Raw genomic sequence first — 13,456 nt, 5'->3', positions numbered from 1 at the left:
CCGCCGCATCCGGCGGGCGGGAACGGGAACGGAAGCGGAAGCGGGAGCGGTCAGGAACGGGGGACCGGCACGACGCGCGCACAGGCGGGCGCGTCGCGGACGGGCCCGGTGCTGCGATACGGGGAGGCGTGATGAGCGAGTCGACACGGAACGACGGAACGGACCCGGCGGACCCGGCGGGCCCGGCCGAACTGCCGGACCTGCTGGGGCTGGACCTGGCGACCCTGCGGACGCTGGACCATCCGGTGCTGGCGGAGGTGGTGGCGGATCTGCGGGGGCGGGCGGAGCAGCCGAAGGAGATGCTCTGGGGGTTCACCAACGCCTTCTGACCCGGGCCCGCTCGCCGGTGCCTTCCCGGCAGCCGGGGGGAAGGACCGGCCGCCCCGTGCCATCAGGCCTTGTACCGCGCGGTTTCGGCCGGGCGTGTGCCCGATCAGGACATCATCGCGGGGGCCGGGCCTGCGGCCCGCGCATGCCGGGGACACTCCCCCCTGGGCCGGCAGCGGGGCCACCCCGGCCGGCGTACCGCACGGGGGTGCTTGAGTGGCTGGACCCACGACGCCCTGGGAAGGGCGGCCCACAGCACGGACGCCACGGCGCGACGCGCGTGCGCACCGGGCCGGGCCGACCCGTGTGCCCCCGACCCGGACCTCACCGGTCCCCTTCGGCCAGTTCATCGTGAAGGTGCACGGCCGCTGCAACCTGGCCTGCCGGTACTGCTATCTGTACGAGGGCCCCGACCGCACCTGGCGCGACCGGCCGGCCGCGGCCCCGCCCGCCGTCCTCGAACGCACCGCGGCCCGGATCGCCGAACATGCGGCGTCGCACCGGCTCGGCAGCCTCGCCCTCGTTCTGCACGGCGGCGAACCCCTGCTCGCCGGACCCGGCCGGCTCGGTGCCCTCGCCGATGCCGTGCGCGACCGCGTACCGGCCGACTGCGCCGTCCTCGCCACCGTGCAGACCAACGCCACCCTGCTCACCGACGCCGGCATCGCCACCCTCGCCGGCCACGGCATCCGCGTCGGCATCAGCCTGGACGGCGGCCTCGCCACCCACAACACCCTGCGCACCGACCACGCGGGCCGCCCCTCCTGGCCCGCCGCCTCACGCGGCGCCCGGCTGCTGGCCGACCGCCACCCCGAGGCGTACGCCGGCATCCTGACCGTCGTCGACCCGCGCACCGACCCGCTGGACATGTACGAATCACTGCTCGCCCTGCGCCCCCCTGCCCTGGACCTCCTGCTGCCCCACGGCAACTGGACCAGCCCGCCCCCCGGACTGGAACCGGCGGAGCTGCGCACCGGTCCCGGCTCCGGCCGCGCCACCCCGTACGGCGACTGGCTCTGCGCCGTCTTCGACCGCTGGTGGCTCGCCCCCCGCAGGGAGACCCGCATCCGTCTCTTCGAGGAGTGCGTCGCACTGCTTCTCGGACTGCCCGCCGCCACCGAATCGCTCGGGCTGGAACCGGTCAACGCGGTGGTGGTGGAGACGGACGGCTCCATCGAGCAGGTCGACTCCCTCAAATCCGCGTACGACGGCGCGGCCACCACCGGTCTCGACGTCTTCCACCACACCTTCGACGAGGCGCTGCGGCACCCCGGCATCGCCGCCCGCCAGGCCGGCGCCGACGCGCTCGCCGCCGACTGCCGGACCTGCCCGCTGCTGACCGTGTGCGGCGGCGGCCACTACGCACACCGCTACCGCGCGGACGACGGTTTCCGTCACCCCTCCGTCTACTGCGCCGATCTCGAACGGATGATCCGCCACATCGCGCACCGGCTCGCCGAAGCAACCGCTGGAGACCCCCCATGAGTCCCGCCATCCCGGACCACGTCCTGCGCGCACTCGGCCGCACCGAGGGCGACGCCGACAGTCTCGGTCTGCTCGTCCGTGATCAGGACACCCGCCGCCTCATCCTCCTGCGGGCCCTGCTCGACGCGGCACACGCCGCCCCCGCCGTCCTGTGCCCCCCACACCTGCTGAACCGGCTCCGCGAGGACTGGGCCCTCCTCGAAGCCGCCGACCGTGCCGACCGGACCGCGACCCGCACCGTCCTCTTCCACCCCCTGGCCGGTCCCTGGGCCCAACGCCTGCTGGGCCGCCTCACCACCGCGACCGCCGGCGCCCCCGGCCTCCGCACGGAACTGGCCCACCTCACGGCACTGGCGGCCGCGGCAGCCGTACGGGCGGGCGTGGGCTTCGACATCCGGCTCACCCCGCGCGGGGGGCTGGTCTCCCTGCCCACACTCGGCGCCTTCCGGGCCGGAACGGCCCCCGTCCGGTTCGTCCATCGCGACGACGAACTGATCCTGACCCCGCAGGACGGGCCATCGTTCACCGTTCTGCGCCACCCGGACCGGACACTGAGCGCGGCCGACCCGCGCTGGCTTCCGGTGCTCACCTTCCGCCCCGTCGTGCCGGGCGGCGCGCCCGTCGTGCTCGACGACGTCGACCCGTACGGCGTTGAGGTCGGCGATCTGCCGCGCTACGGGCTGAGCGGCGCCGCGCGCGTGGACGACCAGGAGCGCAAGCAGTGGGCCGGGTGCTGGGCCGGTGTCGAGCCCCTGCTCCGGGTCGGCGGTGACCACCGCATCGCCGAGGCGGCCGCGCTGCTGCGCTGTGTGGTGCCCCTCGGCCACGCCGTCGGAGCCGGCCCGGACGGCGGGCGCGCCGCGCACTGCAGCGGCACCAGGCAGGAGGCGTTCGGAGCCGTACTCAGCAGCAAACCCGCCACTCCCGCCTACTTCGCCTCGACCCTCGTCCACGAACTCCAGCACACCAAGCTGGCTGCCCTCGCCACCCTCGTACCGCTCCACCGCGAAGATCCGACCCCGCGGTACTTCGCTCCCTGGCGCCCCGACCCCCGGCCGTTCGACGGTCTGCTCCAGGGCGCCTACTCGCATCTGGCGCTCGCCGACTACTGGCAGCGGTTCGCCCTCCACGCTCACCAGGTCACCCACCGCGACCTGGCCTGGGCCGAACACGCCCGCTGCCGCGAACAGGTCGGTGCCGTGCTTCCCGCGCTCGCCGGCTCGGCGGCGTTCACCGCCGAGGGCCGGACGCTGGTCAACGAGATGATCTCCGTCTACCACCGTCTGGACGACAATCCGCCCCCCTCGGGGCACCTCGCGCGCGCACAGGCCTACGTGAGCACCGCCAAGGTGATATGGCAGCAGAGGAACGGCTCGCGACGGCAGTGAGAAGCCGGTGATTCCCATCGGAGCGACGAACGGCTCCGGTATATGTTGGCAAGGCTCGTATCGAGGCAGGGAGACGGTTGAATGCCCGGAACGCGTAAGCACGTTGGAGCAGCCGGGGCGAACGCCGTCACGATCAGTTTCGCCGGCTTCAACCGCGCCTGGGCGGCGTGGATCACCGACCGGCTGGAGCGGCGCGGTGTGACGGTCGTCCAGCAGCGGTGGGACCCGCCGGTGTCGATCCCCCTGGAGGAATCGCTGCGGGACCTCAGGCTCGCCCGCGGTCGTGTCCTGGTGCTCCTGAGCGACTGGTACTTCCAGCTCGGGCCCCGCAGCCACGAGGAGTGGAACCAGGCCCTTCGTTCCGAAGTGGCCCCCTACTCCGACCGGTTCGCCGCCGTGTCCGTCACCACCTCCGCGCTCCCCGGGGCCACCTCCGCGCTGGCGGCGGCCGACCTCACCAACGTCGGGGCCGAGGAGGCGGAGCGGCGGCTGCTCGTCCGGCTGGGCCTGCCCACCGACCCCCTGCCCGGGGCGGCCTCCCCGGGGCCCCGGTTCCCGGCCGACACACCGCAGGTGTGGGGCGGGGTGCCGCGCCGCAACATCCGCTTCACCGGCCGGGAGCAACTGCTCGCCGACGCCTACCGGGCGCTCCAGGAAGCCGGTCCCGGCGCCGGGGTCGTCACCCTGCACGGCATGTCCGGCGTCGGCAAGACGCAACTGGCCGCGGAGTACGTCTACCGCTTCGGCTCCGAGTACGACGTCGTCTGGTGGGTGCCTGCCGACCGGCGCGCGCTCTACCGGCAGAAGCTCGCCGAACTCGCCCCGGAGCTGGGGCTGTCCACCGGCGTCGAATACGGCGAGCGTCTGCGCGCCGTACGCGACTCGTTGCGCCGCGGCGACCCGCACGCGCACTGGCTGCTGATTCTGGACGGTGCCGACGAACCCGACCAGATCGGGGACCTGCTCCCGACCGGCCCCGGCCACGTCCTCATCACCTCCCGCAACCCGGAGTGGAGCGAGCACAACAGCAACCTTGTCGAGGTCCCCGTCTACCGGCGGGACGAGTCCGTGGCCTTCATCCGCCGCCGCGCCCCGCGTCTGACCCCGGCCGAGGCCGACCAGCTTGCCGAGGCACTCGAAGACCTGCCGCTGCTCCTCGACCAGACCGCGGGCTGGCTCAACGACTCGGACCTGTCGGTCGAGGAGTACATCGAACTCCTCGAAGGCGGGATCGACCAGGACGTCGTCAAGGTCTCCGCCGACTTCCCGCTCGCGTTCCAGACCGCCTGGTCGATACTGCTGAACAAACTCCGGGACACGGTCCCCGAGTCCGTCGACCTGCTGCGCCTGTGCAGCTTCTTCGCGCCTGGCTCCATCCCGGTGCGGCTTCTCAAGGACCTGCCGCCCGGCGACCTGCCAGAACAGGTGTCCGGATTGATGAGTGACCCCCTGCTGTGGAACAAGGCGATCAACCAGCTCCGCCAGTACTCCGTGGTCCGGCTGGAATCCCATGAACTGGGCGTCGACACCACGTCCTCCGGGGAATCCCTCTACATGCACCGCATGGTCCACCAGATCGTCGGACACGACATGACCGAGGAGAACCGTCAGGAGTTCATCGACGTCGTCCGGCGCGCCCTGGCGGCAGCCGATCCGGGGCGCCCCACGGACACCCGCCTGTGGCCGACGTACGCCGAGATCACTCCGCACCTGAAGTGGGCCGACGTCCTCAGGAGTTCCGATCCGGCCGTGCAGAACCTGGTGCTCAACTGCCTGCGGTACATGTACCTTTCGGGGGAGTACCGGGCCGGCATCAAGCTGGGTGAACGCGCCATGGCCGCCTGGCGGGAGCTGTTCGGCGAGGGGCATCCCAGGATCTGGGACGTCAGCTACCACTACGCCAACCTGCTCAGGGCCGTCGGCGACTACTCCGGCACCGAGGCCATCGAACGCGCCGTGGTGGAGCGTCTGCGCGTCGAACGCGGTCCCGACGATCTGGAGCATCTGCGCGCAGCCTCCGGGCTGGCCGCCGATCTGCGGGGCCTCGGCCGGTACGACGAAGCGCTGGAATTCTCCAGCTCGGTCCTCACCGCCTACCGGAGACTGCTGGGCGAGCAGGACTCGCGGACGCTCAACGCACAGAGCAACCTGGCTGTCACCCTGCGGCTGTTGGGCCGGTACCAGGAGTGCCAGGACCTCGACCAGCGCACGCTGGAATCCCGCCGTCAGCTCCTGCGGCACCGGCACACCTGGACCCTCTACTCCGAGATCGCCTACGCCACCGACCTGCGCCTGCTCGGCCGCTACAACGACGCCTTCTCCCTCCAGAACCAGAGCGTCCACGTACACCGCCGTGTCATGGGGGCGGACAACCCGCAGACCCTGCGCGCCGAGTACAACCTCGCGCTGTGCCACTACCGCAATGGTGAGCGGGCCAAGGCGACCGACTTGTTCACCCGTGTCCTCGAGCGATGCGAACGGGTCCTGGGCGAGGGCGACCCGCTGACGATGATGTTCGCGGCCGGCCAGAGCTGCTTCGCCCGCGAGCACGGCAACATCGACCAGGCCAGGGCCATAAGCGAGAGAGTGGTCAGCGGTTACGCGGACATGCTGGGCGAGGGACATCCGTACGCGGCCGGTACCCGCTCCAACCACGCCATGATCCTGCGCAACGTGGGGGAGCGGGAGCACGCTCACGTCCTGCTGGAGGAGTCGCTCGCCACCATGAACCAGGCCGTCGGCGAGAACCACCCGTGGACGCTGGGCTGCGGCATCAACGCCTCGGCGCTGCGGAACCTCGTGGGTGATCCCGAGGGCGCGGCCGCGTTGACCGACTCCGTGGTCACCCGTGCCGTCGAGGTCCTCGGCCGGACCCATCCGCTGACGTTGTCGGCGCGCATCGCCCACGCCGCGGACCTGCGGGGCCTACGTGACCGGCAGAAGGCGGAGAAGATCGAGAACGAGGCGCTGGAGGACCTGGCGGCGACCCTCGGCCCGCAGCACACCCATACCGTGTCGGCCCGCTCCCGCAACCGCCCGTACTGGGACTTCGAGCCGCTGATCGCCTGAGCCGCCCGAACACACCGATGGGGCCCGCCCCGCGAGAGAATCGCGGGACGGGCCCCATCGGTGTACTGCCTGCCGGTCAGGCCTCGAAGACCTCCGCGACCAGCTGCGCCTGCTCGGCCTGGTGGCGCTTGGCCGAGCCGACCGCCGGGGACGAGCTGTGCGGCCGCGAGATGCGGCGCAGGCGCTCGCCGTGCGGGACGTCCGCGCCGACGGCCAGGTCCAGGTGGTCGATCAGGTTCAGGGCGATGAACGGCCAGGCGCCCTGGTTCGCCGGCTCCTCCTGGGCCCAGAGGTACTTCTCGGCGTTCGGGTACTTGGCGATCTCGGCCTGGAGCTCGGCACCCGGCAGCGGGTACAGGCGCTCCAGACGGATGATCGCGGTGTCCGTGACGCCGCGGCTCTGACGCTCGGCCTCCAGGTCGTAGTAGACCTTGCCGGCGCAGAAGACGACCTTGCGGACGGCGCTCGGGTCGACGCTGTCGTCGCCGATCACCGGGCGGAAGCCGCCGGTGGTGAACTCCTCCGCCTTCGAGGCCGCCGCCTTGAGGCGGAGCATCGACTTCGGGGTGAAGACGATGAGCGGCTTGTGGTGCGGGTTGTGCACCTGCCACCGCAGCAGGTGGAAGTAGTTCGACGGCAGGGTCGGCATCGCGACCGTCATGTTGTTCTGCGCGCAGATCTGGAGGAAGCGCTCCGGGCGGGCGGACGAGTGGTCCGGGCCCTGGCCCTCGTAGCCGTGCGGCAGCAGCAGCGTGACGCCGGAGGTCTGGCCCCACTTCTGCTCGGCGGAGGAGATGAACTCGTCGACGACGGTCTGCGCGCCGTTGACGAAGTCACCGAACTGGGCCTCCCAGATGACCAGCGACTCCGGACGGGCCAGCGAGTAGCCGTACTCGAAGCCCATCGCCGCGTACTCGCTGAGCAGCGAGTCGTAGACGTTGTACCGGGCCTGGTCGTCGGCGAGGTAGAGCAGCGGGGTGTAGTCCTCGCCGGTCTTCTGGTCGACGAGCACCGCGTGGCGCTGACCGAAGGTGCCGCGGCGGCTGTCCTGGCCGGCGAGCCGGACCGGGGTGCCCTCCATCAGCAGCGAACCGATGGCCAGGGTCTCGCCCATGCCCCAGTCGATCGTGCCGTTCTCCACCGAGGTGGCGCGGCGCTGCATCTGCGGCATCAGGCGCGGGTGGACGGTGATCGAGTCGGGGATGTTGACCTGGGACTCGGCGATCCGCTTGACGACCTCGGCGGAGACCGCGGTGGTCACGGCCACCGGGAACTCGGCCTGCGGGTCGGAGACGTGCGGCTGCGCCGGCTGCGAGGTGGCCTCGCGGACCTCGGCGAAGACCTTCTCCAGCTGGCCCTGGAAGTCCTGGAGCGCCTGCTCCGCCTCTTCGAGGGTGATGTCGCCGCGACCGATCAGGGACTCGGTGTAGAGCTTGCGCACCGAGCGCTTCTTGTCGATCAGGGTGTACATCTGCGGGTTGGTGAACTCCGGGTTGTCGCCCTCGTTGTGACCGCGGCGGCGGTAGCAGATGAGGTCGATCACGACGTCCTTGTTGAACGCCTGCCGGAACTCGAAGGCGAGCCGCGCGACGCGGACGACGGCCTCGGGGTCGTCGCCGTTGACGTGGATGATCGGCGCCTCGATCATGCGCGCCACGTCCGTGGCGTACATCGAGGAGCGCGAGGACTCCGGGGCGGCGGTGAAGCCGACCTGGTTGTTGATCACCACGTGCACGGTGCCGCCGGTGCGGTAGCCGCGCAGCTGCGACATGTTGAGCGTCTCGGCGACGACGCCCTGGCCCGCGAATGCCGCGTCGCCGTGGAGCGCGACGGGCAGGACGGTGAAGTCCGTGCCGCCCTTGTTGATGATGTCCTGCTTGGCGCGGGCGATGCCCTCCAGGACCGGGTCGACCGCCTCCAGGTGCGAGGGGTTGGCGGCCAGCGAGACCTTGATCTGCTCGCCGTCCAGTCCGGTGAAGGTGCCCTCGGCGCCCAGGTGGTACTTGACGTCGCCGGAGCCGTGCATCGACCGGGGGTCGAGGTTGCCCTCGAACTCGCGGAAGATCTGGGCGTACGACTTGCCCACGATGTTGGCGAGGACGTTGAGCCGGCCGCGGTGGGCCATGCCGATGACGACCTCGTCGAGGCGGGCCTCGGCGGCGGAGTCGATGACCGCGTCGAGCAGCGGGATGACGGACTCGCCGCCCTCCAGCGAGAAGCGCTTCTGGCCGACGTACTTGGTCTGCAGGAAGGTCTCGAAGGCCTCCGCGGCGTTCAGCCGGCGCAGGATGCGCAGCTGCTCCTCGCGCTCGGGCTTGGGGCGCGGGCGCTCCACCCGGTCCTGGAGCCACTTGCGCTGCTTCGGGTCCTGGATGTGCATGAACTCGATGCCGGTGGTGCGGCAGTACGACTCGCGCAGCACACCGAGGATGTCGCGGAGCTTCATCATCGTCTTGCCGGCGAAACCGCCGACCGCGAAGTCCCGCTCCAGGTCCCACAGGGTGAGGCCGTGCTCGGTGATGTCCAGGTCGGGGTGCTTGCGCTGGTGGTACTCCAGCGGGTCGGTGTCGGCCATGACGTGGCCGCGGACCCGGTAGGAGTGGATCAGCTCGAAGACCCGCGCGGCCTTGGTGACGTCGTCGTCGTGCGAGGCGTCGATGTCCTTGAGCCAGCGGACCGGCTCGTAGGGGATGCGCAGCGCCTTGAAGATCTCGTCGTAGAACTCGTTCTCGCCGAGCAGCAGCTGGGAGAGGACCCGCAGGAACTCGCCGGAGGCGGCGCCTTGGATCACCCGGTGGTCGTACGTCGAGGTCAGGGTCATGACCTTCGAGATGCCCAGCTTGTTCAGGGTGTCCTGGGAGGTGCCCTGGAACTCCGCCGGGTAGTCCATCGCGCCGACGCCCATGATGAGGCCCTGTCCGGGCATCAGGCGGGGCACCGAGTGGACGGTGCCGATGCCGCCAGGGTTGGTCAGCGAGGCGGTGACGCCGGTGAAGTCGTCCATGCCGAGCTTGCCGTTGCGGGCGCGGCGGACGATGTCCTCGTAGGCCTGCCAGAACTCGAAGAAGTTGAGCGTCTCGGCCTTCTTGATGGCCGCGACGACCAGCTGGCGGTCGCCGTTCGGCTTCACCAGGTCGATGGCGAGGCCGAGGTTGACGTGCTCCGGCTTGACGAGGGTCGGCTTGCCGTCCTTCTCCGCGAAGGAGTAGTTCATCGCCGGCATGGCCTTGAGGGCCTGCACCATCGCGTACCCGATGAGGTGCGTGAAGGAGATCTTCCCGCCGCGGGCCCGCTTGAGGTGGTTGTTGATGACGATGCGGTTGTCGAAGAGCAGCTTCACCGGGACGGCGCGCACGGACGTGGCCGTGGGCAGCTCCAGCGAGGCGTTCATGTTCTTCGCGACCGCGGCCGACGGGCCGCGCAGCGTCACGTACTCCGGGCCGGCCGGGGCCTCGGTGTCCGCGGCGGCCTTCGCCTTCGCGGCGGGGGCCTTCGCGGCGGGCGCCGGGGCGGCCTTCGCGGGGGCGGCCTTCGCCGGGGCCGGGGCCGCCGGGGCGGCGGGCGCGGCCTGGGCCGCGGGCTTCGGGGCGGCAGCGGCGGGCGGTGCGGCCGGTGCGGCGGCCGGGGCCGCCGGGGTCACGGGCGCGGCACCGGGAACGGGCTTGTCCGCCGTGCCGGACGTACCCGGCTTGTAGTCGGCGAAGAAGTCCCACCAGGCGCGATCGACCGAACTGGGATCCTGGAGGTACTGCTGGTAGATCTCGTCGACGAGCCACTCATTGGGGCCGAAGGCAGCGGCCGGGTTCGTACCCGGGCCTGCTTGGTCGGTCGAGATGCTCGAGTTACTGGGGGACTGAGACGACACGGCGGCAACCGCCCTCTTCCGCTTCACAAGGTGATGGACAGCGGAAATCAAGGCTACGCCTCCCTGACCATTCCTTGCAGGCCGGGCCGGGCTTCGTCGTGCAAGTCACATCGGAAGACGGGTTTCGGCGCAGGAAATGGCGGGAAACAAGCCTGGTTCCGCTTCAGTCCGGGTACGCGAGGCCGAAGGTACGGCCCCCTGGACCGTACCCCTTGAACAGAACACGCAGAACGTGCCCTTCCGGTTCGAACCCTATGTCAACCTCGGGGCTGAGGGATCCCCGGAAGAGTGACGCGTATGCGGCAGCCGCGCGCGGATTCGGCCACGCCGATCCGGCCCCCGTGCAGATCCACCGCCCAGCGGGCGATCGCCAGGCCGAGGCCCGTGCCGCCGTCGCTGCCGGGGCCGTGCGGAGAGGGCACCTCGCCCCGGTTGAAGCGCTCGAAGACCCGGTGCCGCTCGGACTCCGGGATGCCGGGACCCTCGTCCGTCACCTCGATGAGCAGTGACTCGGGCTGCGGGCCGCGCCGGGCCAGGACGGTGACCCGGCCGTGCGGCGGACTGTGCTTCACCGCGTTGTCGATGAGATTGGCCACCACCTGGTGCAGGCGCTCCGCGTCGGCGTGCGCGGTCAGCTCCGGCGGCGAGACGTCCAGATGCAGATGGACGTCCTTGCGGGAGTGGTTGCCCGAGCCCGAGGAGAGCCGGCGGTGCGTGGCGGCCAGGTTCGCCTCCTTGAGGACCCCGGAGAGATAGGGCCACACCTCGAAGCGGTTCGCCTTCAGCGTGACCACGCCGTTGTCCAGCCGGGACAGGTCCAGCAGCGTCTCCACCAGCCGGCCGAGCCGCTCGGTCTGCTTCAGCGCCGTGCGCATCGTCTCGGGATCGGCGGAGGACACCCCGTCCACCACGTTCTCCAGGACGGCCCGCAGCGCCGCGATGGGTGTGCGCAGCTCGTGCGAGACGTTCGCCACCAGCTCCTTGCGGTGCCGGTCCACTGCGGCCAGGTCGTCCGCCATCAGGTTGATCGTCTGGGCCAGGTCGCCCAGCTCGTCGCGCCGGTCGGCGCCGCTCACCCGCCGGGTGTAGTCGCCGTGCGAGATCGACCGGGCCACCGCCCGCATCTCGTCCAGCGGCGCGGTCAGGCCGTGCGCCACGAACTGGGTGATCAGCAGCGTCGCGATCACCGAGAACACGGTGATGAAACGCAGTTCCGTACGGGTGCGCAGCGCGACCATGAGCAGCCCGGTGGTGATGAACACCGAGACCACGACCAGTGTGCCCAGCTTGGCCTTGATGGAGAACGGCCGAAGCCCCGGTCCGGGCGGTGTCATGGCGCGGGGGTCTCCAGCGCGTAGCCGACGCCGTGCACGGTACGGATCCGCTCCGCGCCGATCTTCCGGCGCAGCGCCTTGATGTGACTGTCGACGGTGCGGGTGCCCGAGGCGTCCGCCCAGTCCCAGACCTCCGCCAGCAGCTGCTCCCGGGAGAGCACTGCGCGCGGGGTGTTGGCCAGGCAGACCAGCAGGTCGAACTCGGTCGGGGTGAGGTGCACGTCCTCGGCGCGGACCCGGACCCGCCGCTGGGCGTGGTCGATCTCCAGCTCGCCGAGGCGCAGTATGCCGCTGCGGGGCGTCACGGCGGCCAGCGCGGCCCGCTCCACCCGGCGCAGCAGGACGTGCACCCGGGCCGCCAGCTCGCGCATGGAGAACGGTTTGGTCATGTAGTCGTCGGCACCGACGCCGAGCCCGACCAGCATGTCCGTCTCGTCGTCCCGGGCGGTCAGCATGAGGACCGGGACGGGCCGCTGGGCCTGGACCCGGCGGCAGACCTCCAGGCCGTCGAAACCGGGAAGCATGATGTCGAGGACCATCAGGTCCGGCTGCCAGGCCTCGGCCGCGTCCACGGCCGCCGGCCCGTCGAGCGCGGTCTGCACCAGGAAGCCCTCGGCCCGCAGCCGGGCGGAGATGGCATCGACGATCGTGGCGTCGTCCTCGACCACCAGCACACGGCGCTGCGCGCCCGGGGTGGCCGCGACACCTGTGTGGGTGGTGTGTGTCTGTTCCATCGCCCCGCCCCTGCCCGTTCTCACGGGGGTCATTCCCCCGGACGTACGGTCTTCGCTCGTGGATTTCGTGGGTGATCCCGCTATCGGTCAGCAGCGTAGAGGCAGCGGACGGCATCCGGCTACGCAGGGTGCAAGCCGGCACGGGCGCGCGGGGCGCGGAACGGGCGCGGGGAAGAGGCGGAGTGTCGCGCTTGTGGCGCTTGGCCCCCGGGCGTCCCGGGGGCCCGCATACCCGGTGGGGGGATCTCAGGCCGGCCGGATTGCGAGATGAACCACGTCGGGCACACCTCGGGCAACGCCCACTTCTTCGGTACGCACCCCCGTGAATCCGGCATTCCGCAGGGCTTGTTCGAACGTCTCGGACGGTTGTGCCGACCACACCGCGAGCACCCCGCCCGGCGTGAGCCGCGCCCGGCAGTCCGCCAGACCGGCCGGCGCGTAGAGGTTCCCGTTGTCCTCCGTCACCGTCCAGTCCGGCCCGTTGTCGATGTCCAGGCACAGTGCGTCGTAACAGTCCGTAGTCATATGCAGATACGTGACGAGGTCCGTCGTCAGGATCTCCGTCCGCGGATCGGCGAGCGCCGGCCCCGAGATCCCGGCCAGCGGTCCGCTCCGGTGCCAGTCGACGATGGCCTCCTCCCGCTCGGCGACCGCGATCCGCCCCCACCGGGGCTCGTCGGCCGCGCGCGCCAGCGAGAATCCCACCCCCAGCCCCCCGATCAGCACCGCCGGATCCGTCCGCTCCGCCGGCAGCGCCTCCAGCGCGGCATCGATCAGCAGCCGCTCGGACCGCCCGTCCGAGGTGTCCATCAGGAAGCACCCGTTCGCGATGATCTCGAAGTCGTCGCCCCGCCTGCGCAGCACGACCTCTCCGTACGGCCCCTCCCGGCGGTCCAGGGTCACGGGGGCGAGGGCGTCGGGGCCGAAAGCAGCAGGCATGGCGCGGGAATCTCCGGTGGGTGTCCGTCGGTCGGTCTCCCGCCATCCTGTCGCGACGGGGGCGGGCGGGGCCAATGGGGCCGTGGGCGCGGGGCGGCGCCCCGTCAGGGACGCGGCGTCTTCTCCCCGTGCGCCGCGAGGTGCTCGGCGGCCAGCCACGGCGCCAGGTCGTCGACGAGGAGGGAGAGGACGGCGGGGTCGGCGCTCGGGGTGCGGGCGACGTGGGCGGCGGTGCGGATCTGCTCCGCCCGGTCCGGGGCGTCGGGGCGGTAGCGGGCGAAGAGCTCGGCGGAGCGGGCGAGGTCGCTGGTCCAG

The 13,456-nt window shown here is 71.3% G+C and carries 8 protein-coding genes; 4 read left to right on the top strand and 4 right to left on the bottom strand.

The window, feature by feature from the left end; translation table 11 throughout:
• Positions 1–131: 131 nt before the first annotated feature.
• The 4 genes from fxsA (at position 132) to fxsT (ending at position 6,269) form a co-directional block, all read left to right on the top strand.
• Positions 132–329 (top strand): FxSxx-COOH cyclophane-containing RiPP peptide, encoded by a 198-nt coding sequence (gene fxsA / locus ACZ4FH_RS04775; protein ID WP_467302242.1) that lies wholly within the window; start codon positions 132–134, stop codon positions 327–329.
• Between the two features lie 304 nt (positions 330–633).
• Positions 634–1,812, top strand: a complete 1,179-nt coding sequence (locus ACZ4FH_RS04770; RefSeq protein ID WP_467302240.1) for an FxsB family cyclophane-forming radical SAM/SPASM peptide maturase — start codon at positions 634–636, stop codon at positions 1,810–1,812.
• Positions 1,809–3,200: an aKG-HExxH-type peptide beta-hydroxylase gene (locus ACZ4FH_RS04765; RefSeq protein WP_467302239.1), complete on the top strand. Its 1,392-nt coding sequence runs from the start codon at positions 1,809–1,811 to the stop codon at positions 3,198–3,200. The genes ACZ4FH_RS04770 and ACZ4FH_RS04765 overlap by 4 nt, the downstream gene beginning before the upstream one ends.
• Positions 3,201–3,281: 81 nt before the next feature.
• Positions 3,282–6,269, top strand: coding sequence for an FxSxx-COOH system tetratricopeptide repeat protein (gene fxsT, locus ACZ4FH_RS04760; RefSeq protein ID WP_467302238.1), 2,988 nt, complete (start codon positions 3,282–3,284; stop codon positions 6,267–6,269).
• 76 nt (positions 6,270–6,345) lie between these two features.
• Here the strand turns inward: fxsT and ACZ4FH_RS04755 are convergent, their stop codons facing one another.
• The 4 genes from ACZ4FH_RS04755 to ACZ4FH_RS04740 all read right to left on the bottom strand — a co-directional run bounded on the left by ACZ4FH_RS04755 (position 6,346) and on the right by ACZ4FH_RS04740 (position 13,141).
• Positions 6,346–10,134 carry a multifunctional oxoglutarate decarboxylase/oxoglutarate dehydrogenase thiamine pyrophosphate-binding subunit/dihydrolipoyllysine-residue succinyltransferase subunit gene (locus ACZ4FH_RS04755; RefSeq protein WP_467302237.1) on the bottom strand — a complete coding sequence of 1,263 codons (3,789 nt, stop codon included), beginning with the start codon at positions 10,132–10,134 and terminating at the stop codon, positions 6,346–6,348.
• 257 nt (positions 10,135–10,391) lie between these two features.
• Entirely contained in the window at positions 10,392–11,468 is a 1,077-nt protein-coding gene (locus ACZ4FH_RS04750) for a HAMP domain-containing sensor histidine kinase (RefSeq protein ID WP_467302235.1), read from the bottom strand.
• Entirely contained in the window at positions 11,465–12,202 is a 738-nt protein-coding gene (locus tag ACZ4FH_RS04745) for a response regulator transcription factor (protein WP_383634951.1), read from the bottom strand. The genes ACZ4FH_RS04750 and ACZ4FH_RS04745 overlap by 4 nt, the downstream gene beginning before the upstream one ends.
• A gap of 246 nt (positions 12,203–12,448) precedes the next feature.
• Entirely contained in the window at positions 12,449–13,141 is a 693-nt protein-coding gene (locus tag ACZ4FH_RS04740) for a spermidine synthase family protein (protein WP_385109793.1), read from the bottom strand.
• Between the last annotated feature and the right edge of the window lie 315 nt (positions 13,142–13,456).

Source organism: Streptomyces sp. NPDC024555, assembly GCF_055559335.1.
Note: the sequence above shows the minus strand (reverse complement) of the source record. Positions and strands in the feature narration are given on the sequence as shown.

Bases quoted from the DNA above. Each gene is read 5' to 3' on its own strand.
- fxsA (WP_467302242.1), top strand. From the start codon at position 132: ATGAGCGAGTCGACACGGAACGACGGAACGGACCCGGCGGACCCGGCG.
- ACZ4FH_RS04765 (WP_467302239.1), top strand. From the start codon at position 1,809: ATGAGTCCCGCCATCCCGGACCACGTCCTGCGCGCACTCGGCCGCACC.
- fxsT (WP_467302238.1), top strand. From the start codon at position 3,282: ATGCCCGGAACGCGTAAGCACGTTGGAGCAGCCGGGGCGAACGCCGTC.
- ACZ4FH_RS04750 (WP_467302235.1), bottom strand. From the start codon at position 11,468: ATGACACCGCCCGGACCGGGGCTTCGGCCGTTCTCCATCAAGGCCAAG.
- ACZ4FH_RS04745 (WP_383634951.1), bottom strand. From the start codon at position 12,202: ATGGAACAGACACACACCACCCACACAGGTGTCGCGGCCACCCCGGGC.
- ACZ4FH_RS04740 (WP_385109793.1), bottom strand. From the start codon at position 13,141: ATGCCTGCTGCTTTCGGCCCCGACGCCCTCGCCCCCGTGACCCTGGAC.